Origin of the sequence: Streptomyces sp. RFCAC02 (assembly GCF_004193175.1) — a bacterium.
In the GTDB taxonomy this organism is placed as follows: Bacteria; Actinomycetota; Actinomycetes; order Streptomycetales; family Streptomycetaceae; genus Streptomyces.
Map to the genome: position 1 here is coordinate 4951462 of NZ_SAUH01000001.1, position 26961 is coordinate 4978422.

Sequence of the window (26961 nt, forward strand, 5' to 3'; positions counted from 1 at the left end):
GGCTCAGGCGGCCCGGGAGCCGACTTCGACGCCGTGCTCCTCGGCCAGTCGGCGCAGGTCGTCCAGCTCGGACTGCTGGACGTCCATGGTGAAGAGATCTCCGGCTTCGCGAGCGCGGTGGAGACCGGACTCGGTGTTCTCGATGCGCTGCAGGATTCCAGCGGTGAACGCGTCCAAGGTGCGCCCCCTCGTCTTCGATCGGCGGCACGGGGGAGTGCCGGGGGTGGGTGCGGCCACGGCGGGCCCCTGAGGTGGTCGGCAGCGCGGGGCTTGCCGCCGCATCGGGGGGTGGTCGCGGGGTGTGAAGCTGTCCTCCCCGCCCGTACCGCTCCGGAAACATGGTCGGCGCAGAAAAACACACGGGACCGCGCGCCGGTGCGCGCCCGGTCGCTTACCCGCTGTTTACGGGGGGCCGGGGCAGGATGGAGGGCGCCGGGCGGGACGACGACGAGAGAAGGGTGTGACGTGCGCGTACTGGTGGTGGAGGACGAACAGCTCCTCGCGGACGCCGTGGCCACCGGCCTGCGCCGCGAGAGCATGGCCGTGGACGTCGTGTACGACGGCGCCGCCGCCGCCGAGCGCGTCGATCTCAACGACTACGACGTCGTGGTCCTCGACCGCGACCTGCCGCTCCTGCACGGCGACGACGTCTGCCGCCACATCGTCGCGGCCGGCAAGCCGACGCGCGTGCTGATGCTCACCGCGGCCGGTGACGTGTCCGACCGCGTGGAGGGCCTGGAGATCGGCGCGGACGACTACCTGCCGAAGCCCTTCGCGTTCAGCGAGCTGACCGCCCGCGTCCGCGCGCTCGCCCGGCGCGCCACGGCGCCGCTGCCGCCCGTCCTGGAGCGCTCCGGCATCCGCCTCGACCCGAACCGCCGGGAGGTCCTCCGGGACGGCAGGCCGGTCCAGCTCGCCCCGAAGGAGTTCGCCGTGCTTGAGGTCCTGATGCGCGGCGACGGCAACGTCGTCTCGGCCGAGCAGCTCCTGGAAAAGGCGTGGGACGAGCACACCGACCCGTTCACCAACGTGGTCCGCGTCACCGTCATGACGTTGCGGCGCAAGCTGGGCGATCCGCCCGTCATCACGACCGTTCCCGGCGCCGGCTACCGGATCTGACGCCATGGCAGCCGCACCGCCCCCCGTACCACCGCTCCCGGGCCACCGCCCCGCGCCCCCGCGGCCGTCGAGACCGCCGCAGGAGGCCGAGCGCCGCGCCGGCTGGCTCAGGCCGACGATCCGCATCCGCCTGACGCTGCTGTACGGCGGCATGTTCCTGATCGCCGGCATCCTGCTGCTGTCGATCATCTACCTGCTCGCCGCGCAGGCCTTGAACCGGGGCAACGACATGCCCTACGACATCTCCGACGGCGCCCAGGTGCGGATCACCTCCGACACCTGCGCCGAGATCTCGGGAGTCGTCAGCGGCGACGTGTTCATGAAGTGGGCGCAGGAGTGCCAGGGCATCCAGCGCGACATCGCGCTCGACCAGCTCCTGCGCAGCTCCCTGCTGACGCTGCTCGGGCTCGCGGTGGCGGCGTTCGCCTTCGGCTACGTCATAGCCGGGCGCGTGCTCGCCCCGCTCGGCCGCATCACGCGCACGGCGCGCCAGGTCGCCGGCTCGGACCTGCACCGCAGGATCGAGCTCGACGGGCCGGACGACGAGCTGAAGGAGCTGGCGGACACCTTCGACGAGATGCTGGACCGGCTTGAGCGCGCGTTCACGTCGCAGCAGCGGTTCGTCGCCAACGCGTCGCACGAGCTGCGCACCCCGCTCGCGATCAACCGGACGCTGCTGGAGGTCCAGCTCTCCGACCCGGCGGCCTCGCCGGAGCTCGTGCAGCTCGGGAACACCCTGCTCGCCACCAACGAGCGCAGCGAGCAGCTCGTGGAGGGCCTCCTGCTGCTCGCCCGCAGCGAGAACGAGCTGGTGGACCGCAAGCCCGTGGATCTCGCGGAGGTGGCCGCCCAGGCCGTCGAGCAGGTCCGGGGCGAGGCGGCGGAGCGCGGCGTCGCCCTGCACGGCACCCGGGAGCCTGCCCGGGTCCAGGGGAACGGCGTGCTCCTGGAGCGGATCGCGCTCAACCTCGTGCAGAACGCCGTGCGGTACAACACCGGGCGCGACGGCTGGGTCCGGGTGGAGACCCGGGCCGGTCCCGGGCACGCGCTGCTCGTGGTGGAGAATACGGGGCCGGTGGTGCCCGCCTACGAGATCGACAACATGTTCGAGCCCTTCCGGCGGTTGCGCACACAGCGCACACGGAGCGACAAAGGTGTCGGTCTCGGCCTGTCCATCGTCCGGTCCGTCGCCCGCGCGCACGGCGGGTACGTGGTGGCCGAGCCGCGCGAGAGCGGTGGTCTCGTGATGCGGGTCGCCATCCCGGTCTGAGACCCTGTCCGGACGGGAAGGAAAGAGCATGTGATCAATCGCATAGTGCGGACTCGTGTGCGAGGGTCCGCGGCGGCCCCGACCGGCATTTCGGGCGGTCTCCGCCCCGATCGGCACCCGGGATGATCACCTCTTCAGGCGTTCGGTTGGGTGTCGATTGAGTAACAGCACTTGAAGTGAGGCAAAATCTCGGCCTCGGGTCGGGCACAAAGTCCGACCCCCGCGCGTTACGTGCGCTGGAGACACCACAGACACCCGGAGGGGGAGTACGAAATGGCAACCGACTACGACACTCCACGCAAGACCGACGATGACGTCAACGAGGACAGCATCGAGGAGCTGAAGGCACGCCGCAACGACAAGTCCGCGTCCACGGTCGACGTCGACGAGTTCGAGCAGGCGGAGGGCCTGGAGCTGCCCGGTGCGGACCTCTCCAACGAGGAGCTGTCCGTCCGGGTGCTGCCGAGGCAGGCCGACGAGTTCACCTGCATGAGCTGCTTCCTGGTCCACCACAGGTCCCAGCTCGCCCAGGAGAAGGACGGCCAGCCGATCTGCCGCGACTGCGCGGCCTGAGGTGTCCGCCCGGACCGGCGTCAGGCCACGTCCGGGCGGGCCGCGGTGAGCGCCGCACGCAGACGGTCGGGCTGCCGGGTCGAGAGATACAGGTAGGGCGTCGGGTCCTCCGGGTCCGTCACCTCGACCCGCACCGCCGTGGGGATGTAGGCGCGCAGCAGCATATGGGCCCGGACATCCGCCCGATGGGTCCGCCAGGCGCGCGCCTCCTCGGCGTCGAGCGTCCGGGCCTCGCCCAGCGCCGTCAGGGGAATCCTGGCCCGCCCCGCGATCAATGAGCCGCCCGTGACGCGGATGCGCGCCGATCCGTAGGAGCTGAGGGCCGCCCCGATCACGGCTCCGCCGGCGGCCAGCCCGCACAGCAGGGCGACGGCGCCCAGCGGGAGGAGGGCCACCGCCAGCAGGGCGGCGCAGCCGATGCCCATCAGCCACCAGGAGCGGGGAACGGTCAGGCGCTCGTCGTAAGGCTTCATGGTGCCCAAGCATGGCAGGCACGCCCCCCGCGCCCGCGCGCGGCGGTAGGGTCTGCATCGTGAGTGCCGACCCTGTGAGCCGTCCCCCGGTGGACGTGCTGATCCGGCGGATCGATCCGGCGGTTCCCCTTCCCTCCCGCGCGCATCCCGGTGACGCCGGCGTCGACCTGGTGACCACCGCCGCCGCCGAGCTGGCGCCCGGCGAGCGGGCCGTACTGCCCACCGGCGTGGCCATCGCCCTGCCGGACGGCTACGCGGCGTTCGTGCACCCGCGCTCCGGCCTCGCGGCCCGGTGCGGCGTGGCCATGGTGAACGCGCCGGGGACCGTGGACGCCGGGTACCGTGGGGAGATCAAGGTCATCGTGGTCAATCTGGACCCGCGCGAGACAGTGCGGTTCGAGCCGTTCGACCGGATCGCCCAGCTCGTCGTCCAGCAGGTGGAGACGGTGCGCTTCCACGAGGTGGCCGAGCTGCCCGGCTCGGCCCGGGGGACCGGGGGTCTCGGATCGACGGGCGGCCATGCCGGCGTGCGGAAGCCCTATGCTGCGGTCGGTCCCGGCGGGAGCGCCGACCGGAAAGGACAGTGACGTGTTCGGACGTCGTCGCAAGCGGAACGAGGAGCCGAAGGACGCGGTCGAGGAGACGACCGCGTCCGAGGCTTCGGACGAGGCGGGGGAGGAGGCCGCGGACGAGGCGGAGGCGCGCCGGGTCAGGCTCGAACCCGCGCCCCGGCCCGACGGCCCCTGGGACCTGGACGAGGTCGGCGCGCCGGGTGAGGGCCGGGTCGACCTCGGCGGCCTGTTCGTGCCGGGCGTGCCCGGCATGGAGCTGCGGGTCGAGGTCGCCGGGGACGCCATCGTCGCCGCCACCGTCGTCCTCAAGGACAGCGCCATCCAGCTCCAGGCGTTCGCCGCGCCCAGGCGCGAGGGCATCTGGGGCGAGGTGCGCGAGGAGATCGCCGCCGGCATCACCAAGCAGGGCGGCTCGATCGAGGAGACCGAGGGGCCGCTCGGCTGGGAGCTGCGCGCCCAGGTCCCGGTGCCGCTGCCCGACGGCAAGCGCGGCCTCCAGGTCGTCAGGTTCGTCGGTGTGGACGGCCCTCGCTGGTTCCTGCGCGGGGTGATCTCGGGCCACGGCGCGGTGCAGCCGCAGGCCGCCGGGCTGCTGGAGCAGATCTTCCGGGACACCGTGGTCGTCCGCGGGGCCTCCCCGATGGCGCCCCGCGACCCGATCGTGCTGAAGCTCCCGCAGGACGCCCAGATGGTGCCCGACGGCGTCAAGCAGGACAAGACCGGCAGCACCGACGCCCCGGTGTCGCGGTTCGCCGGCGGCCTCGACAAGCTCCGCCGCGGACCGGAGACCTCCGAGGTGCGCTGACGCCGCCGTTCCGGCCGTACCACCGAGGGCCGCCCCGCGCACGACGCGCGGGGCGGCCCTCGGCGTACGGGCGGGCAGGTGTCACCGCCGGCGGCCCGGGTACTCGGGCGGCCTTCCGGCGGACGGACACGTGCAGGGAGGCGAGGACGATGCGCGACCGCGGACGGCGGACCGGTACCGAGCCGGTCACCGCCCAGAGCGACCTGGGGCTGCGGCTCATCCTGTCCTGGATCTTCGTGCCCCTGTTCCTCGCGGCGACGGTCCTCTTCGCCGTCTGGTGGGGCGCGGCCGACGACGACAACACGCCGAACCCGACGCAGCTCGGCTGGCTGACGCTGGTCTGCGCGCTGCTGACGATCGTCGCCGTCATCGACCTCCTCGTCGTGTCGCGGCTCCGCGCGCGACGACGCGCCCTGCACCGGCGCGGTCGCGGGATGTGAGCCACCGGGCGGCGGCCGTCAGGACGTCGTCAACGCGGTGAGCGCGCCCGTCAGGGAGCCGTCAAGGACGGCGTCACCCCTCCCGAACAGGGGTTCTCTGGGTGAGTCAGGTGCTCGTACCGACTCATTCAGGAGATTCCGATGGCCGACGCGGTCTTCGTCCTGGTCACCGTGGTGTGCTTCGCGCTGGTGACCCTCGTCGCCCGGGGGGTGACGAAGCTGTGAGCGCCGGGACCGCCGAGAACATCGTCGGGCTCTGCCTCGCCGTGGGTCTGCTCGGCTACCTCGTCGCCGCGCTGCTGTTTCCCGAGAGGTTCTGAGCGCGCCGATGAACACCACGCTCGCGGACGTCCTCCAGATCAGCGCGCTCGTCGTCGCGCTCGTCCTGGTGCACCGTCCCCTCGGTGACTACATGGCCACCGTCTTCACCTCCCCCCGCCACCTCCGCGCGGAACGCTGGATCTACCGCGCGATCGGCGCCGACCCGGACGCCGGGATGCGCTGGCCCGCGTACCTGCGGGGCGTCCTCGCGTTCTCGGTCGCCGGGGTGCTGTTCCTGTACGGCCTCCAGCGGCTGCAGGACGTGCTGCCCCTCTCGCTCGGCTTCGCCCCCGTACCGGCGGACCAGGCGTTCAACACGGCCGTCTCGTTCGTCACCAACACGAACTGGCAGAGCTACGCGGGCGAGTCCACCATGGGCCACCTCGTGCAGGCCGGCGGCCTCGCCGTGCAGAACTTCGTGTCGGCCGCCGTCGGCCTGGCCGTCGCCATTGCCCTGGTGCGCGGCTTCGCCCGGTTCCGCACCGGCGAACTCGGCAACTTCTGGGCCGACCTCGTCCGCGGCACGGTCCGCATCCTGCTGCCGCTGTCCGTCCTCTTCGCGCTGGTCCTCGTCGCCCTCGGCGCCGTGCAGAACTTCGGCGACGGCGCCACCGCCGACACCCTCACCGGCGCCGCCCAGCAGCTCACCGGCGGCCCGGTCGCCTCCCAGGAGGCCATCAAGGAACTCGGCACCAACGGCGGCGGCTTCTACAACGCCAACTCCGCACACCCGTTCGAGAACCCGAACGGCCTCAGCAACCTGCTGGAGATCTTCCTCCTCCTGCTGATCCCCTCCGCGCTGCCCCGGACGTTCGGCCGCATGGTCGGCAGCGTCCGGCAGGGCTACGCGATCGTCGGCGCCATGGCCGTCATCTGGCTCGCCGGCGTCATCGCCGTCACGGTCGTCGAACGCCAGGCGCCCGGCGCCGCGTCGCAACTCGCCGGCGGCGGCATGGAGGGCAAGGAGCAGCGCGTCGGCGTCGGCGGATCCGCGCTCTTCGCCGTCTCCACCACCATGACGTCCACCGGCGCGGTCGACGCCGCGCACGACTCGTTCCAGGGCCTGTCGGGCGGCGTGCTGATCCTCGGCATGGCGCTGGGCGAACTCGCCCCCGGCGGCGTCGGCTCGGGCCTGTACGGCATGCTGATCATGGCCGTGATCGCCGTGTTCGTCGCCGGCCTCATGGTGGGCCGCACCCCCGAGTACCTCGGCAAGAAGATCGGCACCCGCGAGATCAAGCTCGCCGCGACCGCCATCCTCATCACCCCGGCCCTCGTCCTCACCGGCACCGCGCTCGCCATGGCCCTGCCCGACGGTGAGGAGGCCATGGCCAACACCGGGCCGCACGGCTTCTCCGAAGTCCTCTACGCCTACACCTCCGCCGCCAACAACAACGGCAGCGCCTTCGCCGGCCTCGCGGCGAACACCGGGTTCTTCAACACCACCCTCGGCATCGCCATGCTGCTGGGCCGCTTCCTGCCCATGGTGTTCGTGCTCGCGCTGGCCGGTTCGCTGGCGGAGCAGCGCCGCGTGCCCGTCACGGCCGGGACGCTCCACACCCACAAACCGCTGTTCACGGGCCTGCTGGTGGCGAGCACCGTCATCGTCGCGGGGCTGACGTTCTTCCCGGCGCTCTCGCTCGGCCCGCTCGCGGAAGGACTCGCCGCATGACCACCACCACACCGTCGCCGCGCCCGGCCGATGCCGGGCGGGCCGCGCCGCCCGCCCCGGACGGACCGCGGCCGGCCGGGCGCACCCCGCGCGGCCGGTTCGATCCCCGCCTCATGGCGGCGTCCCTGCCCGAGGCGCTGCGCAAACTCGACCCGCGCCGCATGGTGCGCTCGCCCGTCATGTTCGTCGTCGAGGTCGGCTCCGTGCTCACCACGGTCCTCGCCGTCACGCACCCGGGCGACTGGTTCGGCTGGACGATCGCCGCCTGGCTGTGGGCGACCGTCCTGTTCGCCAACGTCGCCGAGGCCGTCGCCGAGGGCCGCGGCCGCGCCCAGGCGGCCGCCCTGCGCCGGACCCGTACCGACATCGTCGCCCGCCGGATCACCGGCACCGGCGGCGCCGAGGAACGCGTCCCCGGCACCGACCTGCGCGTCGGCGACCTCGTGGTCTGCGAGGCCGGCGACGTCATCCCCGGCGACGGTGACGTGGTGGAGGGCGTCGCCAGCGTCGACGAGTCGGCCATCACCGGCGAGTCAGCGCCCGTGATCCGTGAGTCGGGCGGCGACCGCTGCGCCGTCACGGGCGGCACCCGGGTGCTGTCCGACCGCATCGTGGTCCGCGTGACGGCGCGGCCCGGCGAGACGTTCATCGACCGCATGATCGCGCTGGTCGAGGGCGCGGCCAGGCAGCGCACACCCAACGAGATCGCGCTCACCATCCTGCTGTCGAGCCTCACCATCGTCTTCCTGCTGGCCGTCGTCACGCTCCAGCCGTTCGCCGCCTACGCGGGCGCCGAGCAGTCGATGATCGTCCTGACCGCCCTGCTGGTGTGCCTCATCCCGACGACCATCGGGGCGCTGCTGTCCGCCATCGGCATCGCGGGCATGGACCGGCTCGTGCAGCACAACGTCCTCGCCACGTCCGGGCGCGCCGTCGAGGCGGCGGGCGACGTCTCCACGCTGCTGCTGGACAAGACGGGCACCATCACCCACGGCAACCGGCGCGCCGCCGCCTTCCTGCCCGCGCCCGGCGTCGACGCGGCGGAGCTCGCCGAAGCGGCGCAGCTCTCCTCCCTCGCCGACGGGACGCCCGAGGGACGCTCCATCGTGGAACTCGCCACCGGGGAGTACGGCAGGCCCGCTCAGGACAGCGACGGGCTCCCCGGCGCCGTGTGGGTGCCGTTCAGCGCCCGCACCCGCATGTCGGGCGTCGACACCGGGGAACGGCGCATCCGCAAGGGGGCGGCTGTTGCCGTCGGCGCCTTCGCCGAGGAGCGGGGCGGCACTGTCCCCGGCGAGGTCCGCGAGACGGTGGAGTCCGTCGCGGCCGCCGGCGGGACACCGCTGCTCGTCGCCGACGGGCCGCGCGTCCTCGGGACCGTCCACCTGAAGGACGTGGTCAAGGACGGCGTCGCCGAACGGTTCGCCGAGCTGCGGGCCATGGGCATCAGGACGGTCATGATCACCGGCGACAACGCCACCACCGCCCGCGCCATCGCGGCGGAGGCCGGCGTGGACGACGTGCTCGCCGAGGCCACCCCGAGGACAAGCTCGCCCTCATCCGGCGCGAGCAGGCCGGCGGCCGGCTCGTCGCGATGACCGGCGACGGCACCAACGACGCGCCCGCCCTCGCGCAGGCCGACGTCGGGGTCGCCATGAACACCGGCACCTCCGCCGCGAAGGAGGCCGGGAACATGGTGGACCTCGACTCCGACCCGACGAAACTGATCGACGTCGTGCGGATCGGGAAACAGCTCCTGATCACTCGTGGTGCCCTGACGACCTTCTCCATCGCCAACGACATCGCCAAGTACTTCGCGATCATCCCCGCCATGTTCGCCACGGCCTACCCGGGCCTCGACCGCATCGACATCATGGGGCTCACGTCGCCCGAGTCCGCGATCCTGTCGGCCGTCGTGTTCAACGCGCTGATCATCATCGCCCTGGTCCCCCTCGCCCTGCGCGGCGTCGCCTACCGGCCGATGGGCGCCGACCGCCTGCTGCGCCGCAACCTCGGCGTCTTCGGCCTCGGCGGGCTGATCGCGCCGTTCATCGGCATCAAACTCATCGACCTCCTCGTCTCCCTCATCCCAGGCATCGGGTGATCCGCGTCATGTTCCCCAACCCCCGCGTGCTCCTGGCCGGGCTGCGCGCCCTGCTCGTGCTCACCCTCGTCACCGGCGTCCTGTACCCGCTGCTCGTCACCGGCGTCGCGCAGACGCTCATGCCGGGCCGGGCCGACGGCTCCCTCGTACGGGAGGACGGCCGCGTCATCGGCTCCGAGCTGATCGGCCAGACCTGGAACGACGCCGACGGCGAGCCGGACCCGCACTGGTTCCAGCCCCGCCCCTCCGCGAGCGCCTACGATCCGCTCGCCACCGGCTCGGGACAGCTCGCCGCCGGCGACGCCGGACTGGCCGCCAGCGTCCGCGCCGCGCGCGACGAGGTCGCGGCCTTCAACGGCGTGCCCGTCGACGACGTGCCGCCGGACGCGGTCACCGCGTCCGCCTCCGGTGTCGACCCGCACATCTCGCCCGCCTACGCCCGCATCCAGGTGGACCGCGTGGCCGAGGCGAACGGCCTGCCGCCCGAGCAGGTGCGCAGCCTCGTGGACGACCGCACCGAGGGCCGCGACCTCGGCTTCCTCGGCGAGGAGCGCGTCAACGTCCTGCTGCTCAACCTGGACCTGCGGGACCTGATCGCCGGCTGACCGGCACCCCGCGCGGGCGGGCGCACGGACCGCCGTGCGCCCGCCCGCGCGCCTCACACCGGCCGTACGTCCCGCAGCGCGGCCAGCCTCATCGTGTCGCCGCGCCCGATCCGGCTCGGGTAGGAGTACAGGAGGAACGGCGCCTCCATCAGCAGGTCGACGCCCGGCCGCACGTCCCGCTCGCCCGTCTCCGTCTCGTACTCGATCTCCACCGGCCGCCGGCGCCGCAGCGCGTCCCGCAGGCAGCCGACGGCCTCCTCGGAGAGCTGGGGCGCGCAGTACGCGATCAGGTCGTCGTCCCGATCGTCCGACTCCAGCAGCCGCGCGACCGCCCGGAACAGCTCCTGCTCCCGGTCCCGCACCGGCCGCCGCGCCTCGCGCCGCTGCCGCGGCACGGCCGCAGGCCCCTCCCGCACCGGCTCGGCCCGGGTGCGCTCCGGCCGCTCGATGCGCACCGTGCCGTCCGGCGCCTCCTCCACCGGCGCGTACCCGGCCGCCCGCAGCGCCGCCAGCGCGTCGGCGGCCGGCGCGCGGCTCACCAGCACGGTGGGCGCCAGCATCCGCAGCCCGAGCGCCGCGAGCCCCCGGTGGTAGAGCAGCTCCCGCAGCAGTGCCGCGTCCTCGGCGTGCAGGACGCACGCGGCGCCCACGACGCGGACCCGGCCGTGCTGCCGCGCGGTGTCGTCGATCAGATACGCGAGCGGCTGCGGCAGCGGCCCGCCCCCGATCTCCGTCAGCGCCCGCGTGAGGTTCTCGGCCGTCTCACCGGCGTCCAGCGCCCGCCGGACGCTCGCCGGACCGAACCGCCACACCGACGCCGTACCGCGCGACTCCCGGTCGGCCGCGGTGTCCAGCAGCCGTTCGAGGCGGGCCGAAGGCGCCCCGGTCACGACGGCCGTCAGGTCGCTGCCGAGGCGCGCCGTGTCACGGGCCGCGGGCAGCAGCTCCCGCAGGCGGCGGGGCAGCTCCCCCTCGTCGGCGGAGCGCAGCGCCGCCCCCACCGGTGTCAGCGCGCCCCGCGCGATGACACCGAGCAGCCGGGCCTCGGCCAGCAGGGAGGCGAACGGCACCCGGTCCTCGTCCCGCTGCGCCACCCACGGCCGGTACCAGGCGATCATCTCCGCGTAGCCGGCGTCGTCGCGCAGCCCCCGGCCGGCCGGCAGCCGGCTCGCGGCCGTGGCAAGGGTGCGCCGGGCCACCAGGTAGTCGCGGCGCGGCCGGCGGAAGGCGAGCGGCGGGACGGGTCTGCCGTCCCGGTCCAGGACGCGGCTCGGCCGCGCCGGCATCCGCCACCAGGCCCGCAGCAGTACGGCGACCCGCTGCGCCGGCTCGCCCGCGGCCCACGCGTCGTACGCCCCCGTGACGGGGAAACGGTTGTCCTCCCTGGCCAGCAGGCCGGCCTCCTGCGCCAGCTCGAGGATCAGGCCGGTCTCCGCCTCCCCGCACCGCGCGGCCCGCGCCACACGCTGCAGCTCGCGCGCCCCCACCCCGGCCGACCCGGACCGCAGGCGCTCCGGCGGCCTGGCGGCGCACTCGAGCAGCACGGCCGCCGCATGGCCGGCGAACGCCGTCAGCGCCGCCACGGCCTCCCGCGTCACCTCCTGCTCGCCCACCGGTACGAGGTCGGGCGCGGGCGGCGCGGGCGTGAACGGCGCGCGCCACTCGTCGCCGCGCAGGATCGCCGCCACCTCGGCCGGGAGCTGCGGCCCGGGCAGGTGCCGCGTCCGCATGAGCAGGCCGTGCTCCAGCAGCCACCGCAGACCGGGCGCGTCGTGGGGGACCCGGTCGTCCCGGCCGTCCGTCTCCGCCGTGCCCGGCGTCGCCCCGGCCCGCAGCCGGTCGGCCAGCAGCCGTGCCGCCTCCGGGGGCGCGCCCGCGGCCAGCGGGCGGACCGCCGCCGGATCGGTGAGGAACGCGCCCAGCACCTCCTGCCGCCGCGTCCGCCCCGACTGCGGCGGCAGCCCGACCGCGGCCGTCATCTCCAGCAGCTCGGTGTGGGTGCGCTCGGCGAGGAGGTCGGCCACGGCCGGACCGAGCCCGAGCGGCGCCGGCCAGGCGCGCTCCAGCTGGGGCACGAGCCACAGCCTGCCGTCCTCGTCGGGCCACATCAGCGCCAGCCGCCGGAGCTGGGCCACCGCCCCCTCCGCGGCCTGCCGGCTGCCGGCGGCCGACAGGTCGAGCAGCGCGGTCAGCCGCTCCTCGGTGGCCCGCGCCCCGAGGGCGGCCGCGGCCTCGGCCGCCTGCTGGGCGGGCCGGGTGAGCTGGGCGACGGCCTGGGCCACGGACGCGTCCTGCAGCAGCCGGTCCCTGAGCGCGCCGGGACTGGTGGGGGGCGAGGGGCGCAGGATGTCGGCCCTGGCGGTGAGCAGCTCGGCGAGCTGGGACGCGGACAGCCCGCGCAGCCAGGACAGCAGGTGGGCCTTGGCTGGGCCGGACGACTTCGGCGTGGGGATCGGACTCACCTCGGTGGCGTCAGGGGCGTGGGGGGACAGGAGCACGCGCGCGGGCGCGCGCCGGCGGATCCGGTCGCGGAGGGCGACACCTCCGAACCGGACCGTCACCGTAGCGTCCTTGCTACGCCCCCCGCGTCGGTTTCGGGGATATCCGCAGGCCGGCCGTCAACCCGCCGGGCCGCCCGTTCCCCCGGACGCACGGTGATCCATACGCGATCCTGACGCCCGCGGCACCCGTGCGGACCCGTGGTCCGCGCCGCGAACGGCGAGAATGGACCCATGGCACGACGCGGCAAACTCCGGATCTACCTCGGGGCGGCCCCCGGCGTCGGCAAGACCTACGCCATGCTCTCCGAGGCCCACCGCCGCGCCGAGCGCGGCGCGGACCTGGTCGTCGCCCTCGTGGAGCACCACGACCGGCCCCGCACCCGGCTCCTCCTGCGCGGTCTCGAGCAGACGCCCCGCCGCGAGCTGCGCCACCGCGACGGCGTCTTCACCGAGATGGACACCGACGCCGTCCTGCGGCGCGCGCCCCGCGTCGCCCTCGTCGACGAACTCGCGCACACGAACGTCCCCGGCTCGCGCAACGAGAAGCGCTGGCAGGACATCGAGGAACTCCTCGACGCCGGCATCGACGTCATCTCGACCGTCAACATCCAGCACCTCGAATCCCTCGGGGACGTCGTCGAGTCGATCACCGGTGTCCGGCAGCGCGAGACCGTGCCCGACGAGGTCGTCCGCCGCGCCGACCAGATCGAACTGGTGGACATGGCGCCCGAGGCGCTGCGCCGCCGCCTCGCCCACGGCAACGTGTACGCGCCCGACAAGGTCGACGCCGCGCTCTCCCACTACTTCCGGCCCGGCAACCTCACCGCCCTGCGCGAGCTCGCCCTCCTGTGGACGGCGGACCGCGTCGACGCGTACCTGCGGCAGTACCGCGCCGAGCACAACATCCACTCCACCTGGCACGCCCGCGAGCGCATCGTCGTCGGCCTCACCGGCGGCCCCGAGGGCGCCACCCTGATCCGCCGGGCCGCCCGGATGGCCGCCAAGAGCAGCGGCGCCGAGATCATGGCCGTCTACATCTCCCGCTCCGACGGCCTCACCTCGGCCTCGCCGCGCGAGCTGGCCGACCAGCGGACCCTCGTCGAACAGCTCGGCGGAACGTTTCACCATGTGATCGGTGACGACGTGGCCGCCGCCCTGCTCGACTTCGCGCGCGGCGCGAACGCCAACCAGATCGTCCTCGGGTCGAGCCGCCGCAAGACCTGGCAGTACGCCTTCGGCCCGGGCGTCGGCGCCACCGTGGCCCGCGAGTCCGGCTCCGACATCGACGTGCACATCGTCACGCACGCCGAGGTCGCCAAGGGCCGCGGCCTGCCCGCCGCCCGGGGCGCGCGCCTCGGCCGCTCACGCCTGATCGCCGGCTGGCTCGTCGGCGTCCTCGGCCCCACGCTCCTGACCCTGCTGCTCGCGGAACCGTCGGGCGGCGCGGAGTTCGCGAGCGACGTCCTGCTGTTCCTGTCGCTCACGGTGATGGCCGCCCTCGCCGGCGGCCTGCTGCCCGCGCTCGCATCGGCCGCGGTCGGCTCCCTGCTGCTCAACTACTCCTTCGCCCACCCCACCGGCGGCTGGACCATCGAGGAGGGGCACAACGTCGTCGCCATCGTCGTCTTCTTCGCCATCGCCGTGGCCGTCGCGACCGTCGTGGACCGCTCCGCCCGCCGCACCCAGCAGGCCGCGCGCCTGCGCGCCGAGTCCGAGACGCTCACCCTCCTCGCCGGCAGCGTCCTGCGCGGCGACGACACCCTCGGTGCCCTGCTGGAGCGTGCCCGCGAGACCTTCGGCATGGACACCGCCGCCCTCCTGGAACGCGACCCCGACCGCCGCCGCTGGACGTGCGTGCGCAGCGTGCCCGCCGACGGGCAGGCACGGCCCCTCAACGGCCCCGAGGACGCCGACGTGGACGTGCCGATCGGCGACCGCGCCATGCTCGCCCTCTCCGGCCGCGTCCTGCCCGCCGAGGACCGGCGCGTCCTGAGCGCGTTCGCCGCGCAGGCCGCCGGGATACTGGAACGGCAGCGCCTGAAGACCGAGGCCATGCGCGCCCACAAGCTCGCCGAGGGCAACCGCATCCGCACGGCCCTGCTCGCCGCCGTCTCCCACGACCTGCGCACCCCGCTGGCCGCCATCAAGGCCAGCGTCTCCAGCCTGCGCTCCGACGACGTGGCCTGGTCCCCCGAGGACGAGGCCGACCTCCTGGAGAGCATCGAGCAGGGCGCCGACCGCCTCGACCAGCTCGTCGGCAACCTCCTGGACATGTCCCGCCTCCAGACCGGCACCGTCGAGCCCCTGATCCGCCTGATCGACCTCGACGAGGTCGTGCCCCGCGCCCTCGGCGGCCTCCCGGAGGACGGCGTCGACCTCGACATCCCCGCCACGCTGCCGTACGTCGCCGCCGACCCCGGCCTGCTGGAGCGCAGCGTCGCCAACATCGTCGAGAACGCCGTCAAGTACAGCCCGCCCGGCACCCCCGTGCGGGTCCGCGCCAGCGCGCTGGGCCGCCGCGTCGAGCTGCGCGTCGTGGACCGCGGCCCCGGCGTCCCCGACAGCGAGAAGGAACGGATCTTCGAGCCGTTCCAGCGCCACGGCGACACACCGCGCGGCAACGGCGTCGGCCTCGGCCTCGCGGTCGCCCGCGGCTTCGCCGAGGCCATGCGCGGCACGCTCGACGCCGAGGACACGCCGGGCGGGGGACTCACCATGGTCCTCACCCTCCCCACCAGCGACACCACCCCCGCCCCTGCCCCCGGGGACGCGGACGAGGAACGGAAGGCCGCCCATGCACCGGGTGCTCGTAGTCGATGACGAGCCGCAGATCCTGCGCGCGCTCGTCATCAACCTCAAGGCGCGCAGGTACGAGGTGGACACCGCCCCGGACGGCGCGACCGCGCTGCGCCTGGCCGCCGACCGGCACCCCGACGTGATCATCCTCGACCTCGGCCTGCCCGACATGGACGGCGTCGAGGTGATCAGCGGCATCCGCGGCTGGACCCGCGTCCCGATCATCGTGCTGTCCGCACGCCAGACCTCCGACGAGAAGGTCGAGGCCCTCGACGCCGGTGCCGACGACTACGTGACGAAACCGTTCGGCATGGACGAACTGCTCGCCCGCCTGCGCGCCGCCGTGCGCCGCGCCGAACCCGGCGCCGCCGACGGCACCGCCGTCGTCGAGGCCCAGGGCTTCACCATCGACCTGGCCGCCAAGAAGGTCCACCGCGAGGGCCGCGACGTACGGCTCACCCCCACCGAGTGGCACCTGCTGGAGGTCCTGATCCGCAACGCGGGCCGCCTCGTCAGCCAGCGCCAGCTCCTCCAGGAGGTCTGGGGGCCGTCCTACCGCACCGAGACGAACTACCTGCGCGTCTACATGGCGCAGCTCCGCCGCAAGCTGGAGGCCGACCCCTCGGCGCCGCGCCACCTGATCACCGAACCGGGGATGGGATACCGCTTCGAGCGCTGAGGGCGGCGCGCCACGTTACGCTGATGGCATGAGTACGGAGGGCCGATCCGGAATGCTGCGGCGGCTGCTGGGACGCGGCCGGGAGAGCGGCACCGGGGCGGGCGACGACCTCGCCGCCGCGACGGAGCCACCCGATGCGGGCTGCACCCGCATCCGCGACTGCTGCGAGGGGCCGCGCGGCCGCCCCGTCCTGCGGGTGAGCGGCACCCTGCGCGCCGTCGGCGAGCGCACGGTCGCCGGCATGCCGGCGCTGCACGCCGAGCTGGACGACGGCACCGCCCGCCTGGACGTGGTGTGGCTCGGGCGGCGGACGATAGCGGGCGTGGAGCCCGGCCGGGAGCTGGTCGCCTCCGGCCGGATCGCCGAGATGCACGGGCGTCCCGTGCTGTTCAACCCCCGCTATCAGCTCCAACCCCTCGGACAGGAGTAGCCAGTGAGCTCACCCGACAGCCGCACCGTCGCCCCGCAGACACCGGACGAGGCGGCCACGCGAGCGGCCTTCTTCGAGGCGTTCGGCGGCGTCCGGGGCATGATCGAGACGACGGTGCCGGGCCTCGTCTTCGTGCTCAGCTACACGATCAACCGTTCCATCAACGTCTCGGCCGTCGCCGCGCTCAGCATCTCGGCGGTCCTGGCCATCGCCAGGCTCGCCCGCCGCGACACGGTGAAGCACGCGTTCAGCGGCGTCTTCGGCGTGGCGTTCGGCGCCGTGTTCGCCATGATCTCCGGCGACGCGAAGAACTTCTACCTGCCCGGCATGCTGTACACCCTCGGCCTCGCCGTGGCGTACATCGTCACCTCGCTCGCCGGGGTCCCGCTGCTCGGCCTGATGCTCGGCCCCGTCTTCCGCGAGAACCTCTCCTGGCGCACCCGCAACCCGGGCCGCAAGGTCGCCTACACCCGCGCCAGCTACGTATGGGGCGGCATCCTGCTGGCCAAGTCGGCGATCACCTTCCCCATCTACTTCTGGGGCGACGCGACCCAGCTCGGCTGGCTGCGGGTGGCCCTCGGCATCCCGCCGTTCCTCGTGGCCGTGTACTTCACCTGGATCATCCTGGTGAAGGCGCCGGCGCCGATCGACGTGATCGCCGAGTGGGAGGCCCGCGAGGAGGCCGAGAAGGCCGAGAAGGCCGAAAGGGAGGCCGCCGCCCGCTCCGCCGACGGGCCGGCGGAGCAGGAGGGGGCCGTGCAGGCCGGCGAGGGCAGCGGCGCCTAGAGCCTGTCCGGCGGCCCGGCGCGTCACTGCCGTGGCGCGCCGGGCATGTCGAGCGGCCCGTCCGACGGCGGGGGAGTGCCGCCCGGGCTCAGCAGGGTCTGCAGCTCGCCCTCCCGGTCCTGCGCCGCCACGAACAGCAGCTCGTCCCCGGCCGCCAGCGCGTCGTCCGGGTCGGGGATGAGCACACGCGCCCCCCGGATGATCGTCACGAGCGCCGTGTCGTGCGGCCACGCCACCTCGCCGACCCGCGTCCCGACCAGCGGCGCGCCCTCCGGGAGGGTCACCTCGACGAGGTTCGCCTCGCCCTGGCTGAACCGCAGCAGCCGCACCAGGTCGCCGACCGACACGGCCTCCTCGACCAGCGCCGACATGAGGCGCGGCGTCGAGACCGCCACATCGACGCCCCACGCGTCGGTGAACAGCCACTCGTTCTTCGGATTGTTCACCCGCGCCACGACCCGCGGCACCGCGTACTCCGTCTTGGCGAGCAGGGACACCACCAGGTTGACCTTGTCGTCGCCGCTGGCCGCGATGACGACCTGGCAGCGCTCCAGGGCCGCCTCGTCCAGCGTGCTGATCTCGCACGCGTCGGCCAGCAGCCACTCCGCCTCCGGGACCCGCGCCACCGACACCGCCTCGGGCGACTTGTCGATCAGCAGCACCTGGTGCCCGTTCTCCAGCAGCTCACCCGCGATGGAACGGCCCACCGCGCCCGCTCCGGCGATCGCCACCCGCATCAGGAACCCTCCTCGGGACCCAGCAGGCACGCCGCCTCGACCTCGGCGACCTGATCGCTGTACATCATCACGTGCACCAGATCACCCTCCTGGAGCACGGTCCGCGCGGTCGGCAGCATGGCCTCGCCGAGCCGCGTCAGGAACGCGACCCGTACCCCGGTGCGGTCCTGGAAGCGGCTCACCCGGTGGCCCACCCACGCCGGCGCCACGTGCACCTCCGAGAGCTGGACACCGCCGCTCGGGTCCCGCCACAGCGGCTCGGCCCCGGCCGGCAGCAGACGCCGCAGCATCTGGTCCGCCGTCCACCGGACGGTCGCGACGGTCGGGATGCCGAAGCGTTCGAACACCTCGGCGCGCCGCGAGTCGTAGATCCGCGCCGTCACGTTCTCCACGCCGAACACCTCGCGGGCGACGCGGGCGGCGATGATGTTCGAGTTGTCCCCGCTGCTGACGGCGGCGAACGCGCCCGCGTCCTGCAGCCCGGCCTCGGTGAGCGTGTCCCGGTCGAAACCGAGGCCCGTCACCCGCCGGCCCGCGAAACGCGAGCCGAGGCGCCGGAACGCGGTGGGGTCCTGGTCGATCACGGCGACGGAATGCCCCCGTTCCTCCAGATTCAGCGCCAAGGTCGCGCCCACCCGGCCGCAGCCCATGATCACGATGTGCATACGTCTCCTTCGTGCGCACCACGCTACCCGGGTCACGACCGTGCGTCCCTCCCCGGGCCGGTCACCGGCGGTAATGTCCCGATCATGGCCGTTACCAAACGCCTGCTCCTCGGCCGCGCGCTCCGCAGCGACGACCTGAACGAGACCCTCCTCCCGAAGCGTCTCGCCCTCCCCGTCTTCGCGTCCGACCCCCTGTCGTCGGTGGCCTACGCGCCGGGCGAGGTCCTGCTCATCCTCTCCATCGCCGGGCTGGCGGCGTACCACAACAGCGTCTGGATCACCCTGGCCGTCGTCGTCCTGATGGTCACCGTCGTCGCCTCGTACCGGCAGACCGTGCACGCCTACCCGAACGGCGGCGGCGCGTACGCCGTCGTCTCCGCGAACTTCGGGCAGCACGCCGGCATGACGGTGGGCAGTGCCCTCCTCGTCGACTACGTGCTGACCGTGGCCGTGTCCGTCTCCTCGGGCGTGGACAATCTCGGCTCCGCCGTCGGGTTCGTCGAGCGCAACGAGGTGCTGTGCGCGCTGGTCGTCGTCCTGCTGCTGATGCTGATGAACATGCGCGGTGTCCGGGAGTCGGGGACGCTGTTCGCCGTCCCGACGTACCTGTTCGTGGTGTGCGTCCTCGGGACGGTCGCCTGGGGCGCCGTCCGCGGGCTCGTCCTCGGCGACACGATGCGCGCGCCGACGGCCCACCTCGACATCGTGGCCGAGCAGACGGACCTCGCGGCGCCGGCGATGGCGTTCCTGCTGCTGCGGGCCTTCTCCTCCGGCTGCGCGGCGCTGACCGGCGTCGAGGCGATCAGCAACGGCGTGCCGGCGTTCCGCGAGCCGAAGGAGCGCAACGCCGCCGCCACCCTCACCGTCATGGGCGTCCTCGCGACCACCATGTTCCTCGGCATCATGGCCCTCGCCCTCGCCGGTGACGTCCGGGTCGCCGAGCACCCGGCGCGCGATCTGCTCGCCGACGGCGAACCGGTCGGCCCCGGCTACCACCAGGACCCCGTCATCGCGCAGGTCGGCGCCACCGTCTTCGGCGACGGCTCGATCCCCTTCGTGATCCTGGCCGCCGCCACCGCGCTCGTCCTCTTCCTCGCCGCGAACACCGCCTACAACGGCTTCCCCGTCCTCGGTTCGATCCTCGCCCAGGACCGCTACCTCCCCCGCCAGCTCCACACGCGCGGCGACCGGCTCGTCTTCAGCAACGGCATCGTCTTCCTGACCGTGCTGGCCGGGCTGCTCGTCGCCGCGTTCGAGGCCAACGTCAACCAGCTCATCCAGCTCTACATCGTCGGCGTCTTCGTGTCGTTCACCTTCAGCCAGAGCGGCATGGTCCGGCACTGGAACCGGCTGCTGCCCCACGAGACCGACCCCGCCGTCCGCCGCCGCATGCTGCGCGCCCGGGCACTCAACGGCTTCGGCGCCGGGCTGTGCCTCCTCGTGCTGGTCATCGTCGTGATCACGAAGTTCGCGCAGGGCGCGTGGGTGTCACTGGTCGGCATGGCCGTGTTCTACGCGCTCATGACGCTGATCCGCCGCCACTACGACCAGGTCGCCGACGAGCTGGCCGTGGACGTGCCCGAGACGGTGCTCACCGTACGGCCCTCCCAGGTGCACGCCGTCGTCCTCGTGTCCCAGATCCACAAGCCGACACTGCGCGCCCTGTCCTACGCGAAGCTCGTACGGGCCGACAGCCTCGTCGCCATCACGATCGCCGTGGACGCGGACGCCGCGAGACAGCTGAAGGCGGAGTGGCGGAGCCGGCACATCGACATCCCGCTCAAAGTCCTCGACGCCCCGTACCGCGAGATCACGCACCCCGTCATCGCCTACGTGAAGCGCCTGCGCCGCGCCCACCCCAACGACGTGGTGAGCGTCATCATCCCCGAGTACGTCGTCGGGCACTGGTGGGAGAACATCCTCCACAACCAGAGCGCCCTGCGCCTGAAGGGCCGCCTCCTGCTGGCGCCCGGCGTCACCGTGACGTCCGTCCCCTGGCAGCTGAACTCCGCCGAGGCGGCCAGGGCGCGCGCGAAACGGCGTGCCAGACGGCGCTCCCAGCTCCGCGCGCCGGGGGCCGTGCGGCGGGGGGCGGGGCCGTCGCGGCGGCGGCCGTAGACTGGACCGCTGCTGCGCCCCGCACCCCCGTTCTCAGGAGTTCCCCGCCCATGGCCACCGCTGATCCCTCGTCGTCCACGGCCGCGTCCCTCGTCGGCCAGGAGTACGAGGTCGAGATCGGCCCGGTGGCCCACGGCGGCCACTGTGTCGCCCGCACGCAGGAGGGCCGCGTCCTGTTCGTACGGCACGCGCTGCCGGGCGAGCGGGCCGTCGTCCGCGTGACGGAGGGGCACGAGGACTCCCGTTTCCTGCGCGCCGACGCCGTGCGGGTGCTGGACGCGTCCAAGGACCGTGTCGAGGCCCCCTGCCCCTTCGCCGGGCCGGGCGCCTGCGGCGGCTGCGACTGGCAGCACGCGAAGCCCGGTGCCCAGCGGCGGCTGAAGGGCGAGGTCCTCACCGAGCAGCTCCAGCGGCTCGCGGGCCTGACGCCCGAGGAGGCCGGCTGGGACGGCACGGTCGAGCCGGCGCCGGGCGACAAGGTCGCGCCCGGTGAGGTGCCGGCGTGGCGCACGCGGGTCCAGTTCGCGGTGGACGACGAGGGCCGGGCCGGGCTGCGCAAGCACCGTTCGCACGAGGTCCAGCCGATCGACCGGTGCCTGATCGCGGCCGAGAGCGTCGAGGAGCTGGGCGTCGAGGCCCGCGAGTGGCCCGCGACGGCCTCCGTCGAGGCGGTCGGCGCGACCGGGTCGAACGACCGCCTGGTCGTGCTCACGCCCCGCCCCGGGGGCCGGCTGCCGCTCGTGCAACTCGACCGCCCAGTCTCCGTCCTGCGGGCGGAGGAGCAGCGCGGCCGCGGCGAACCCGCGCTGCACCGGGTGCACGGCCGCCCGTTCGTCCGGGAACGCGCCGACGACCGCACGTGGCGGGTGAGCGGCGGCGGCTTCTGGCAGGTGCACGAGCGGGCGGCCGCCCTGCTGGTGGACGCGGTGATGCGCGGCCTCACCCCGCGCAAGGGTGAGACGGCGCTCGACCTGTACTGCGGCGTGGGCCTCTTCGCGGGCGCGCTCGCCGACCGCGTGGGCGAGCGGGGCGCGGTCCTCGGCATCGAGGCATCGCCCCGCGCCGTGGCCGACGCGCGCCACAACCTGGCCGACTTCCCGCGCGTCCGTGTCGAACAGGGCACGGTCGAACGCGTCCTGCCGCGGACCGGCGTGACACAGGCGGACCTCATCGTCCTCGACCCGCCGCGCTCCGGCGCGGGCCGCACGGTCGTACGCCACCTGGCGGCGCTGGGCGCACGCAGGATCGCCTACGTGGCCTGCGACCCGGCGGCCCTGGCACGCGACCTGGCGGACTTCAGGACGGCGGGCTACAAACCCCGCTTCCTGCGGGCGTTCGACTTGTTCCCGATGACCCACCACATGGAGTGCGTCGCCATCCTGGAACCGGCCACGAAGGGCTCCTGACCTGCGCACGCGGTCCGATGCGGCGTCACCGGCCGACGGAGCCGTCGAGCTGTTCCCGGAGGATGTCCGCGTGGCCGGTGTGCCGGGCTGTTCCCTCGATCATGTGCACGAAAATCCAGCGGAGTGAAGGCGGCGGTGTCTCGGTCCGGGTGAAGCCCGCGCGGATCCGGCCCGTGCCGGGGATGTCGAGGTCGCCGTCACCGTGCACGGTCACGGTGTCGGGCAGGGCGATGCGGGCGAGCCGGTTGACCTCCGGGTAGGTGGTGCCGGGGAACGGGATGCCCGCCCAGTCGCGGACCCGGCTGCGGGCGCCGTCGCACCCCACCAGGTAGCGGCCGGTCACCCGGTAGGGACCTTCGGGGCCGCGCACGTCCACGACCACCCGGTCGTCGTCCTGCCGCATGCCGGTCGCCTCATGGCCACGGCGGACGGCGACGCCGAGTTGCGGCGGCGCGCGCGCCGAGCACCTGCTCCAACTGCTGCTGGGGGAGCGCCAGGGCGTGCATGGGCGGATCGGGCAGCTCGGTGAAGTCGAGGTGCAGACCGGCGAACGGGAAGCGGGGAGCCGGGACGGGGCCGACGCACGCCGCTTCGCAGCGCTCCCGCAGCCCTCGGTAGCTCAGCAGGTCCAGGATCTGCCCGCCCAGCCCGCCGGCCTTCGGGGTGTCGCGGGGTTTCGGCTGCCGTTCCAGCACGAGCGGGCGTACGCCGGCGAGGGAGAGTTCGGCCGCGAGCATCAGGCCGGTCGGGCCGCCCCCCACGATGACGACGTCCGACTCGACGGCCGGACGCGGTCCGGTTCCTGCGCTCTTCACGGGGTGTGCCTCTTCCTGGGACGCGCCACGACGCGTCCGGACGTCTCGCCGTGAACCTCCGGAGCCGGCGGCGTTACACGCGGCGCCGGGACGGAGATCATACGACACGGTCCGGTCCGTCTCGCAAGCGCGATGGCGGCGGAACCGTCGTGGACGCTCCACGATCCGCCCCCGGGTACCGGACCGATATCGTCGCCGCATGGCGATGACGCTCCGACTCCCCGACGATCTCGACGCGAGGCTCACCGAGCGGGCGCGCCGCGAGGGCCGCAGCAAGCACGATCTCGCCGTCGAGGCCGTCCGGGAAGCGCTGGACCGGGCCGAGCCGCGGGTCGAGGACGTCCTGGCCGAGCTGTCGGCCAGTGACGCGGAGATCCTGGACTACCTGAAGTGACCGCGGTGCGCCATCTCCGGATCGACGAGGTCCTGACCATCGCCCGCACGGTGAACGGCACCGAGCACTGCGTGCGTGACATGGGGTTGCTGGTCTCGGCGATCGAACGGCCCAGGACCAACGTGTTCGGGACCGAGCTGTACCCGACACCGCATGAGCAGGCGGCGGCTCTGCTGCACTCCGTGGCACGGAATCACGCGCTGATCGACGGGAACAAGCGCACGGCGTGGCTCGCGATGCGTGTCTTCCTGCGGTTCAACGGCCTGAGTGCCGGAGTCCCGCCGCCGCACGTCTCCGTCGCCGGCCCGTTCGTCGAGGAAGTCGCGCAGGACACCGTCGACGTACCGGCCGTCATCGAGCGCCTTGCGGCCTGGTTCCCCCTCGTCTGACAGCCGACGGCACGACGGGCACGCACATCGTCGGGCCGGGGGTGGCTCCGGGCGTCGGCGTACAACCTGTGGTTGTGCGCAGGCGGCAGAGCGGTTGTTTGACCTGCTGTTGTGCTGCCCGATTGGCTGTCGCGCACCACTGACGGCGACAGGCGCCGCGATCAGGCACGACGACAGCAAGGAGCGCATCCGCGTGACCACTGCCCCCGCACTCGACCCCGCGCAGACCGGGCTCCTCGTCATGGACTACCAGCCGGCGGTCCTCGCCGCGCTGCCCGAAGGCGGGGACCGCGAGGCCCTGATCGGCCGCGCGGAGAGGGCCGTCGCCGAAGTCCGCGGCAGGGGCGGCATCGTCGCCCATGTGCGCTCCGGCTTCACCGAGGCCGACTGGGACGCGATCCCCGCCGGCAACAAGTCGTTCGCCCCGCTGGCCCGGCATCGCGGCATGCATCACGAGGACCCCATGTCCGCCTTCCACGAGCGTCTCACTCCCAGGGACGGCGACATCGTCGTACGCAAGACCCGCTTCGGCGGCATGTCCACCACCGACCTCGACCGGCGGCTGCGCGAACGCGGCGTCACCACGCTGGTCGTCTGCGGCGTCAGTACGAGCGGCGTCGTCCTGTCCACCGTCATCGACGCGGCCGACCGCGACTACCGGCTCTACGTTCTCTCCGACTGCATCGCGGACCCGGACACCGAAGCCCATGCCGTTCTGCTCCGTCGAGTACTCCCGTCACGGACACACGTCATCGACACCACCGAACTGCGTGACATGCTGCGAACCGACTGACCCGGACCGGGAACCGGCCCTCCCGCGAGCCAGGGTTCGCGCGCACCTTCGTGCACTCGTTTCGCGACGGACGGGAGTATGTGGGTGAACGGCACGACCATCGGGCAGTTCCAGGATGTGACGAGCTTCCATCGGAATCTGCCGTCACGGCCCGCAGGCCCGAATCTTCTTGTCGCCAACACCCGCGACGACAATGTTGTGCATATCCGCCACAGCACCGGCACGGTCGTGTGCATCCCACCGAACGAGAGCTGGATCGTCGGGGGGAGCAGCCCGCTGACGGGCGTTCGCATCCTCGATGCGCCAACGTGCTTCTGAGTGTCCTTGATCGCTTATCCAGTCGTCGGTGAACGCGGAGCATGTGGCGGCCGATACCCGACCTTCGAGGTCGCTTGCGGCGGTGCATCAGTGGTGAGTCGGCTCGTTGGTCAGTTCTTGGTCGCGTAGCAGGAACCATGCGATAGCCGAGGCGAGGAGGAGTGATGTCGCGCCCACGGCTGTTGCGGTCGTCATTCCGGTGGTGAAGGACTCGCGTGCCGCGGTGAGCAGTGTGGCGGCTGTTTCGGGGGGCATGTGCGATGCGGCCACCACGGCTCCGGCCAGTGATTCGTGTGCCGCCTCCGGTGTGCCGGCCGGGCCGGTGAAGTCCTGGTAGATCGAGGTCACCACGGAGCCCAGCAGTGCGATGCCGAGGGCCGTGCCCAGTTCGTACGCCGTCTCCGACACCGCCGAGGCGGCGCCGGCCTGGTCCTCGGGGACGGCGGTGAGGATGACGTCCGCGGTGACCGTGAACGACAGTCCCGCGCCGAAGCCGACCACCAGCAGGGCGGTGCCGAGCAGGGGATAGCCCGTGGAGACGTTGATCGTGGTCAGCGCGGCCAGCGCCAGGCCGATCACCGCGAGGCCGCCGGAGACGACCGCGCGTACGGAGAAGCGCCGGGCCGCGGTGCCGGCGACGAGGCCGGCGACGACGGCGCCGACCGCGGCCGGGAGTTCGGCGACGCCGGCTTCGACGGGCTGCCGGTCCTGGACCAGTTGCAGGTACTGGGAGAGGAAGAACAGCAGCCCGGACAGCCCGAGGATCGTCAGCAGATCCGCCAGGACGGCGCCGCTGAAGCCCCGGTTGCGGAACAGCCGGACATCGACCAGCGGGACGGGCAGGCTGCGCTGGCGCCGGACGAACGCCCACAGAGCCGCCGCGCCCAGCAGCCCCGCGCCGGCGGCGGGCCAGGTGACCCCGTCGGCGGCGGTGTCCTTGACGGCGTAGACGACGCCGACCATGCCGATCAGCGACAGGAGCACGCTCGGCAGGTCCCAGGGGCCGGGGGAGGGGTTGCGCGACTCCGGAAGCAGCTTGATCCCGACGGCGACCAGCAGGGCCATCACCGGCAGGTTGATGAGGAAGACCGAGCCCCACCAGAAGTGTTCGAGCAGGAAGCCGCCGACGATCGGGCCGATCGCCATGCCCGCCGAGGCGGCGGCGCTCCAGATGCCGATGGCGAGGCTGCGCTCCCGCGGATCGTGGAAGAGGTTGCGGATCAGCGCCAGCGTGGACGGCATGAGCGTGGCGCCGGCGACACCGAGCAGCGCGCGGGTGACGATCATCGTCCCGGGCGTGTGCGCGTAGGCGTTGAGCACCGAGAGCAGCCCGAACGCGGTGGCGCCGAGCAGCAGCAGGCGCTTGCGGCCGATACGGTCGCCCAGGCTGCCCATGGAGATCAGCAGGCCGGCGATCACGAACGAGTAGGCGTCGCCGATCCACAGCAACTGGGTGCCGGACGGCTGCAGATCCTCGCTGAGGTAGGGCGTGGCGAGGCCGAGCACGGTGGCGTCCACGGCCACGAGCAGGACGGCGAGCACCAGGACGCCCAGGGCCAGCCAGCGGCCCGGCTGCTGCCGTACGCCGGCCGCCCGTTCGGCCGGGCGCGGTGCGGCGGTCACGATCCGCTCCGCCGTGTCGCGCCGCCGAGCAGCAGCTCGACGACCATGTGGCCGAAGTCGTTGCGGGCCATCCGGCCCTCGGCGACGGCCCAGCTCCCGGCGGCCAGCAGGCCGTAGAGGGCCTCGGTGAGCCACGCCGCGCTCAGGTCGAAGCGGAACTCGCCGCGCTCCTGGCCCCGGCGGAACAGCCGGGTGAGCCGTTCGTCGATGCGGGACCAGCCCGGGTTCTGCTGTTCGCCCTCGAAGAGCTGGTTCTCGGAGTAGAGGAAGGCGAGCAGGCCCGCGCTGGGCTCGATCGCGCGGACGAGGTGGCGTACCGCGTCCGCGGCCGGCCCCTCCTCGGGGTGTGCCGCGTCCAGGGCCGTCTCGCACTCGGCGATGCCGAGGTCCTCCAGGGCGCGCACGAGGGCGTCGCGGCCGGCGAAGTGACGGTTCAGCGTCGCCCTGCTGATGCCGGCCGCGCGGGCGACCTCCTCCAGGGTCGCCGTGGACCTCCGCGCCAGCAGATCGGCCGCGGCGCGCAGGACATGGTCACGATCGAAGCTCATGAGACAACG

Annotated in this window: 28 protein-coding genes and 1 pseudogene; 20 read left to right on the forward strand and 9 right to left on the reverse strand. The window is 73.3% G+C overall.

Annotated features, from left to right (window positions below; genetic code table 11):
* Nucleotides 1-3: 3 nt before the first annotated feature.
* Nucleotides 4-177: a hypothetical protein gene (locus tag EMA09_RS28490; RefSeq protein ID WP_168220787.1), complete on the reverse strand. Its 174-nt coding sequence runs from the start codon at nucleotides 175-177 to the stop codon at nucleotides 4-6.
* Between the two features lie 288 nt (nucleotides 178-465).
* Here EMA09_RS28490 and EMA09_RS22855 point away from each other — a divergent pair, with 288 nt between their 5' ends.
* From EMA09_RS22855 to EMA09_RS22865, 3 genes are all read left to right on the forward strand, one after another.
* A complete protein-coding gene (locus tag EMA09_RS22855; protein ID WP_129842857.1) occupies nucleotides 466-1119 on the forward strand; it encodes a response regulator transcription factor in 654 nt (217 codons plus the stop codon).
* Between the two features lie 4 nt (nucleotides 1120-1123).
* A complete protein-coding gene (locus EMA09_RS22860) occupies nucleotides 1124-2389 on the forward strand; it encodes a HAMP domain-containing sensor histidine kinase (protein WP_129842858.1) in 1266 nt (421 codons plus the stop codon).
* Between the two features lie 273 nt (nucleotides 2390-2662).
* On the forward strand, nucleotides 2663-2962 hold the full coding sequence (locus tag EMA09_RS22865) for a DUF4193 domain-containing protein (protein ID WP_129842859.1): 300 nt from the start codon (nucleotides 2663-2665) through the stop codon (nucleotides 2960-2962).
* Between the two features lie 20 nt (nucleotides 2963-2982).
* Here the strand turns inward: EMA09_RS22865 and EMA09_RS22870 are convergent, their stop codons facing one another.
* A complete protein-coding gene (locus tag EMA09_RS22870) occupies nucleotides 2983-3435 on the reverse strand; it encodes a DUF3093 domain-containing protein (protein WP_129842860.1) in 453 nt (150 codons plus the stop codon).
* Between the two features lie 74 nt (nucleotides 3436-3509).
* On the opposite strand from EMA09_RS22870, the gene dut reads away from it, so the two are divergent.
* From dut to kdpC, 7 genes and pseudogenes are all read left to right on the forward strand, one after another.
* Nucleotides 3510-4022 carry a dUTP diphosphatase gene (dut, locus tag EMA09_RS22875; protein WP_129844204.1) on the forward strand — a complete coding sequence of 171 codons (513 nt, stop codon included), beginning with the start codon at nucleotides 3510-3512 and terminating at the stop codon, nucleotides 4020-4022.
* A 1-nt stretch (nucleotide 4023) separates the two neighbouring features.
* Nucleotides 4024-4812, forward strand: a complete 789-nt coding sequence (locus tag EMA09_RS22880) for a DUF3710 domain-containing protein (RefSeq protein ID WP_129842861.1) — start codon at nucleotides 4024-4026, stop codon at nucleotides 4810-4812.
* Between the two features lie 149 nt (nucleotides 4813-4961).
* On the forward strand, nucleotides 4962-5252 hold the full coding sequence (locus EMA09_RS22885) for a DUF6343 family protein (protein ID WP_129842862.1): 291 nt from the start codon (nucleotides 4962-4964) through the stop codon (nucleotides 5250-5252).
* Nucleotides 5253-5473: 221 nt separating this feature from the next.
* Complete coding sequence (gene kdpF, locus EMA09_RS22890; protein WP_129842863.1) at nucleotides 5474-5572, forward strand: K(+)-transporting ATPase subunit F; 99 nt, start codon at nucleotides 5474-5476, stop codon at nucleotides 5570-5572.
* Nucleotides 5573-5580: 8 nt separating this feature from the next.
* On the forward strand, nucleotides 5581-7245 hold the full coding sequence (gene kdpA, locus EMA09_RS22895) for a potassium-transporting ATPase subunit KdpA (protein WP_129842864.1): 1665 nt from the start codon (nucleotides 5581-5583) through the stop codon (nucleotides 7243-7245).
* A 113-nt stretch (nucleotides 7246-7358) separates the two neighbouring features.
* Nucleotides 7359-9349, forward strand: a pseudogene (kdpB, locus tag EMA09_RS22900) (potassium-transporting ATPase subunit KdpB).
* 8 nt (nucleotides 9350-9357) lie between these two features.
* Entirely contained in the window at nucleotides 9358-9954 is a 597-nt protein-coding gene (kdpC, locus tag EMA09_RS22905; RefSeq protein WP_129842865.1) for a potassium-transporting ATPase subunit KdpC, read from the forward strand.
* Between the two features lie 53 nt (nucleotides 9955-10007).
* Here kdpC and EMA09_RS29315 read toward each other — a convergent pair whose 3' ends face one another.
* A complete protein-coding gene (locus EMA09_RS29315; RefSeq protein ID WP_129842866.1) occupies nucleotides 10008-12515 on the reverse strand; it encodes a helicase-associated domain-containing protein in 2508 nt (835 codons plus the stop codon).
* Between the two features lie 171 nt (nucleotides 12516-12686).
* On the opposite strand from EMA09_RS29315, the gene EMA09_RS22915 reads away from it, so the two are divergent.
* The 4 genes from EMA09_RS22915 to EMA09_RS22930 are packed head-to-tail and all read left to right on the forward strand — an operon-like array spanning nucleotide 12687 to nucleotide 17146.
* Nucleotides 12687-15275 carry a sensor histidine kinase KdpD gene (locus tag EMA09_RS22915; RefSeq protein WP_129842867.1) on the forward strand — a complete coding sequence of 863 codons (2589 nt, stop codon included), beginning with the start codon at nucleotides 12687-12689 and terminating at the stop codon, nucleotides 15273-15275.
* On the forward strand, nucleotides 15250-15930 hold the full coding sequence (locus EMA09_RS22920) for a response regulator (RefSeq protein ID WP_129842868.1): 681 nt from the start codon (nucleotides 15250-15252) through the stop codon (nucleotides 15928-15930). The genes EMA09_RS22915 and EMA09_RS22920 overlap by 26 nt, the downstream gene beginning before the upstream one ends.
* Before the next feature lie 28 nt (nucleotides 15931-15958).
* Nucleotides 15959-16360 (forward strand): OB-fold nucleic acid binding domain-containing protein, encoded by a 402-nt coding sequence (locus tag EMA09_RS22925; protein ID WP_129842869.1) that lies wholly within the window; start codon nucleotides 15959-15961, stop codon nucleotides 16358-16360.
* 3 nt (nucleotides 16361-16363) lie between these two features.
* On the forward strand, nucleotides 16364-17146 hold the full coding sequence (locus EMA09_RS22930; RefSeq protein ID WP_129842870.1) for a DUF3159 domain-containing protein: 783 nt from the start codon (nucleotides 16364-16366) through the stop codon (nucleotides 17144-17146).
* Between the two features lie 23 nt (nucleotides 17147-17169).
* Here the strand turns inward: EMA09_RS22930 and EMA09_RS22935 are convergent, their stop codons facing one another.
* Entirely contained in the window at nucleotides 17170-17883 is a 714-nt protein-coding gene (locus EMA09_RS22935; RefSeq protein WP_129842871.1) for a TrkA family potassium uptake protein, read from the reverse strand.
* Nucleotides 17883-18548, reverse strand: a complete 666-nt coding sequence (locus EMA09_RS22940; RefSeq protein ID WP_129842872.1) for a TrkA family potassium uptake protein — start codon at nucleotides 18546-18548, stop codon at nucleotides 17883-17885. Before EMA09_RS22940 ends, EMA09_RS22935 begins: the two co-directional genes overlap by 1 nt.
* An 84-nt stretch (nucleotides 18549-18632) precedes the next feature.
* Here EMA09_RS22940 and EMA09_RS22945 point away from each other — a divergent pair, with 84 nt between their 5' ends.
* Complete coding sequence (locus EMA09_RS22945; RefSeq protein ID WP_129842873.1) at nucleotides 18633-20666, forward strand: APC family permease; 2034 nt, start codon at nucleotides 18633-18635, stop codon at nucleotides 20664-20666.
* A 50-nt stretch (nucleotides 20667-20716) separates the two neighbouring features.
* The gene (locus EMA09_RS22950) at nucleotides 20717-22072 is read left to right on the forward strand and encodes a class I SAM-dependent RNA methyltransferase (protein WP_129842874.1); all 1356 of its coding nucleotides are present in this window, start codon (nucleotides 20717-20719) and stop codon (nucleotides 22070-22072) included.
* Between the two features lie 25 nt (nucleotides 22073-22097).
* Here the strand turns inward: EMA09_RS22950 and EMA09_RS28695 are convergent, their stop codons facing one another.
* Both EMA09_RS28695 and EMA09_RS28700 read right to left on the reverse strand, forming a co-directional pair.
* A complete protein-coding gene (locus tag EMA09_RS28695) occupies nucleotides 22098-22475 on the reverse strand; it encodes a DUF664 domain-containing protein (RefSeq protein ID WP_240796525.1) in 378 nt (125 codons plus the stop codon).
* Between the two features lie 10 nt (nucleotides 22476-22485).
* Nucleotides 22486-22887 carry an FAD-dependent oxidoreductase gene (locus EMA09_RS28700; RefSeq protein ID WP_206305987.1) on the reverse strand — a complete coding sequence of 134 codons (402 nt, stop codon included), beginning with the start codon at nucleotides 22885-22887 and terminating at the stop codon, nucleotides 22486-22488.
* Nucleotides 22888-23086: 199 nt separating this feature from the next.
* Between EMA09_RS28700 and EMA09_RS22960 the strand changes: the two genes are divergently transcribed.
* The 4 genes from EMA09_RS22960 to EMA09_RS22975 all read left to right on the forward strand — a co-directional run bounded on the left by EMA09_RS22960 (nucleotide 23087) and on the right by EMA09_RS22975 (nucleotide 24781).
* The gene (locus EMA09_RS22960) at nucleotides 23087-23281 is read left to right on the forward strand and encodes a ribbon-helix-helix protein, CopG family (protein ID WP_129842875.1); all 195 of its coding nucleotides are present in this window, start codon (nucleotides 23087-23089) and stop codon (nucleotides 23279-23281) included.
* The gene (locus tag EMA09_RS22965) at nucleotides 23278-23670 is read left to right on the forward strand and encodes a Fic family protein (RefSeq protein ID WP_129842876.1); all 393 of its coding nucleotides are present in this window, start codon (nucleotides 23278-23280) and stop codon (nucleotides 23668-23670) included. The genes EMA09_RS22960 and EMA09_RS22965 overlap by 4 nt, the downstream gene beginning before the upstream one ends.
* A gap of 193 nt (nucleotides 23671-23863) precedes the next feature.
* Nucleotides 23864-24463 (forward strand): cysteine hydrolase, encoded by a 600-nt coding sequence (locus EMA09_RS22970; protein WP_129842877.1) that lies wholly within the window; start codon nucleotides 23864-23866, stop codon nucleotides 24461-24463.
* A gap of 84 nt (nucleotides 24464-24547) precedes the next feature.
* Nucleotides 24548-24781 (forward strand): hypothetical protein, encoded by a 234-nt coding sequence (locus tag EMA09_RS22975; RefSeq protein ID WP_129842878.1) that lies wholly within the window; start codon nucleotides 24548-24550, stop codon nucleotides 24779-24781.
* 87 nt (nucleotides 24782-24868) lie between these two features.
* Here EMA09_RS22975 and EMA09_RS22980 read toward each other — a convergent pair whose 3' ends face one another.
* Nucleotides 24869-26404 carry an MFS transporter gene (locus EMA09_RS22980; protein ID WP_129842879.1) on the reverse strand — a complete coding sequence of 512 codons (1536 nt, stop codon included), beginning with the start codon at nucleotides 26402-26404 and terminating at the stop codon, nucleotides 24869-24871.
* Nucleotides 26401-26952, reverse strand: a complete 552-nt coding sequence (locus tag EMA09_RS22985; protein ID WP_240796526.1) for a TetR/AcrR family transcriptional regulator — start codon at nucleotides 26950-26952, stop codon at nucleotides 26401-26403. Before EMA09_RS22985 ends, EMA09_RS22980 begins: the two co-directional genes overlap by 4 nt.
* Nucleotides 26953-26961 lie beyond the last annotated feature (9 nt).

Coding starts and splice junctions, on each gene's coding strand:
- EMA09_RS22985 (WP_240796526.1), bottom strand. CDS start 26,952: ATGAGCTTCGATCGTGACCATGTCCTGCGCGCCGCGGCCGATCTGCTG.
- EMA09_RS22950 (WP_129842874.1), top strand. CDS start 20,717: ATGGCCACCGCTGATCCCTCGTCGTCCACGGCCGCGTCCCTCGTCGGC.
- EMA09_RS22885 (WP_129842862.1), top strand. CDS start 4,962: ATGCGCGACCGCGGACGGCGGACCGGTACCGAGCCGGTCACCGCCCAG.
- EMA09_RS22865 (WP_129842859.1), top strand. CDS start 2,663: ATGGCAACCGACTACGACACTCCACGCAAGACCGACGATGACGTCAAC.
- kdpA (WP_129842864.1), top strand. CDS start 5,581: ATGAACACCACGCTCGCGGACGTCCTCCAGATCAGCGCGCTCGTCGTC.
- EMA09_RS22860 (WP_129842858.1), top strand. CDS start 1,124: ATGGCAGCCGCACCGCCCCCCGTACCACCGCTCCCGGGCCACCGCCCC.
- EMA09_RS22945 (WP_129842873.1), top strand. CDS start 18,633: ATGGCCGTTACCAAACGCCTGCTCCTCGGCCGCGCGCTCCGCAGCGAC.
- EMA09_RS22960 (WP_129842875.1), top strand. CDS start 23,087: ATGGCGATGACGCTCCGACTCCCCGACGATCTCGACGCGAGGCTCACC.
- EMA09_RS22940 (WP_129842872.1), bottom strand. CDS start 18,548: ATGCACATCGTGATCATGGGCTGCGGCCGGGTGGGCGCGACCTTGGCG.
- kdpC (WP_129842865.1), top strand. CDS start 9,358: ATGTTCCCCAACCCCCGCGTGCTCCTGGCCGGGCTGCGCGCCCTGCTC.
- EMA09_RS22925 (WP_129842869.1), top strand. CDS start 15,959: ATGAGTACGGAGGGCCGATCCGGAATGCTGCGGCGGCTGCTGGGACGC.
- EMA09_RS22920 (WP_129842868.1), top strand. CDS start 15,250: ATGCACCGGGTGCTCGTAGTCGATGACGAGCCGCAGATCCTGCGCGCG.
- EMA09_RS22935 (WP_129842871.1), bottom strand. CDS start 17,883: ATGCGGGTGGCGATCGCCGGAGCGGGCGCGGTGGGCCGTTCCATCGCG.
- EMA09_RS28695 (WP_240796525.1), bottom strand. CDS start 22,475: ATGCGGCAGGACGACGACCGGGTGGTCGTGGACGTGCGCGGCCCCGAA.
- EMA09_RS22915 (WP_129842867.1), top strand. CDS start 12,687: ATGGCACGACGCGGCAAACTCCGGATCTACCTCGGGGCGGCCCCCGGC.
- EMA09_RS22870 (WP_129842860.1), bottom strand. CDS start 3,435: ATGAAGCCTTACGACGAGCGCCTGACCGTTCCCCGCTCCTGGTGGCTG.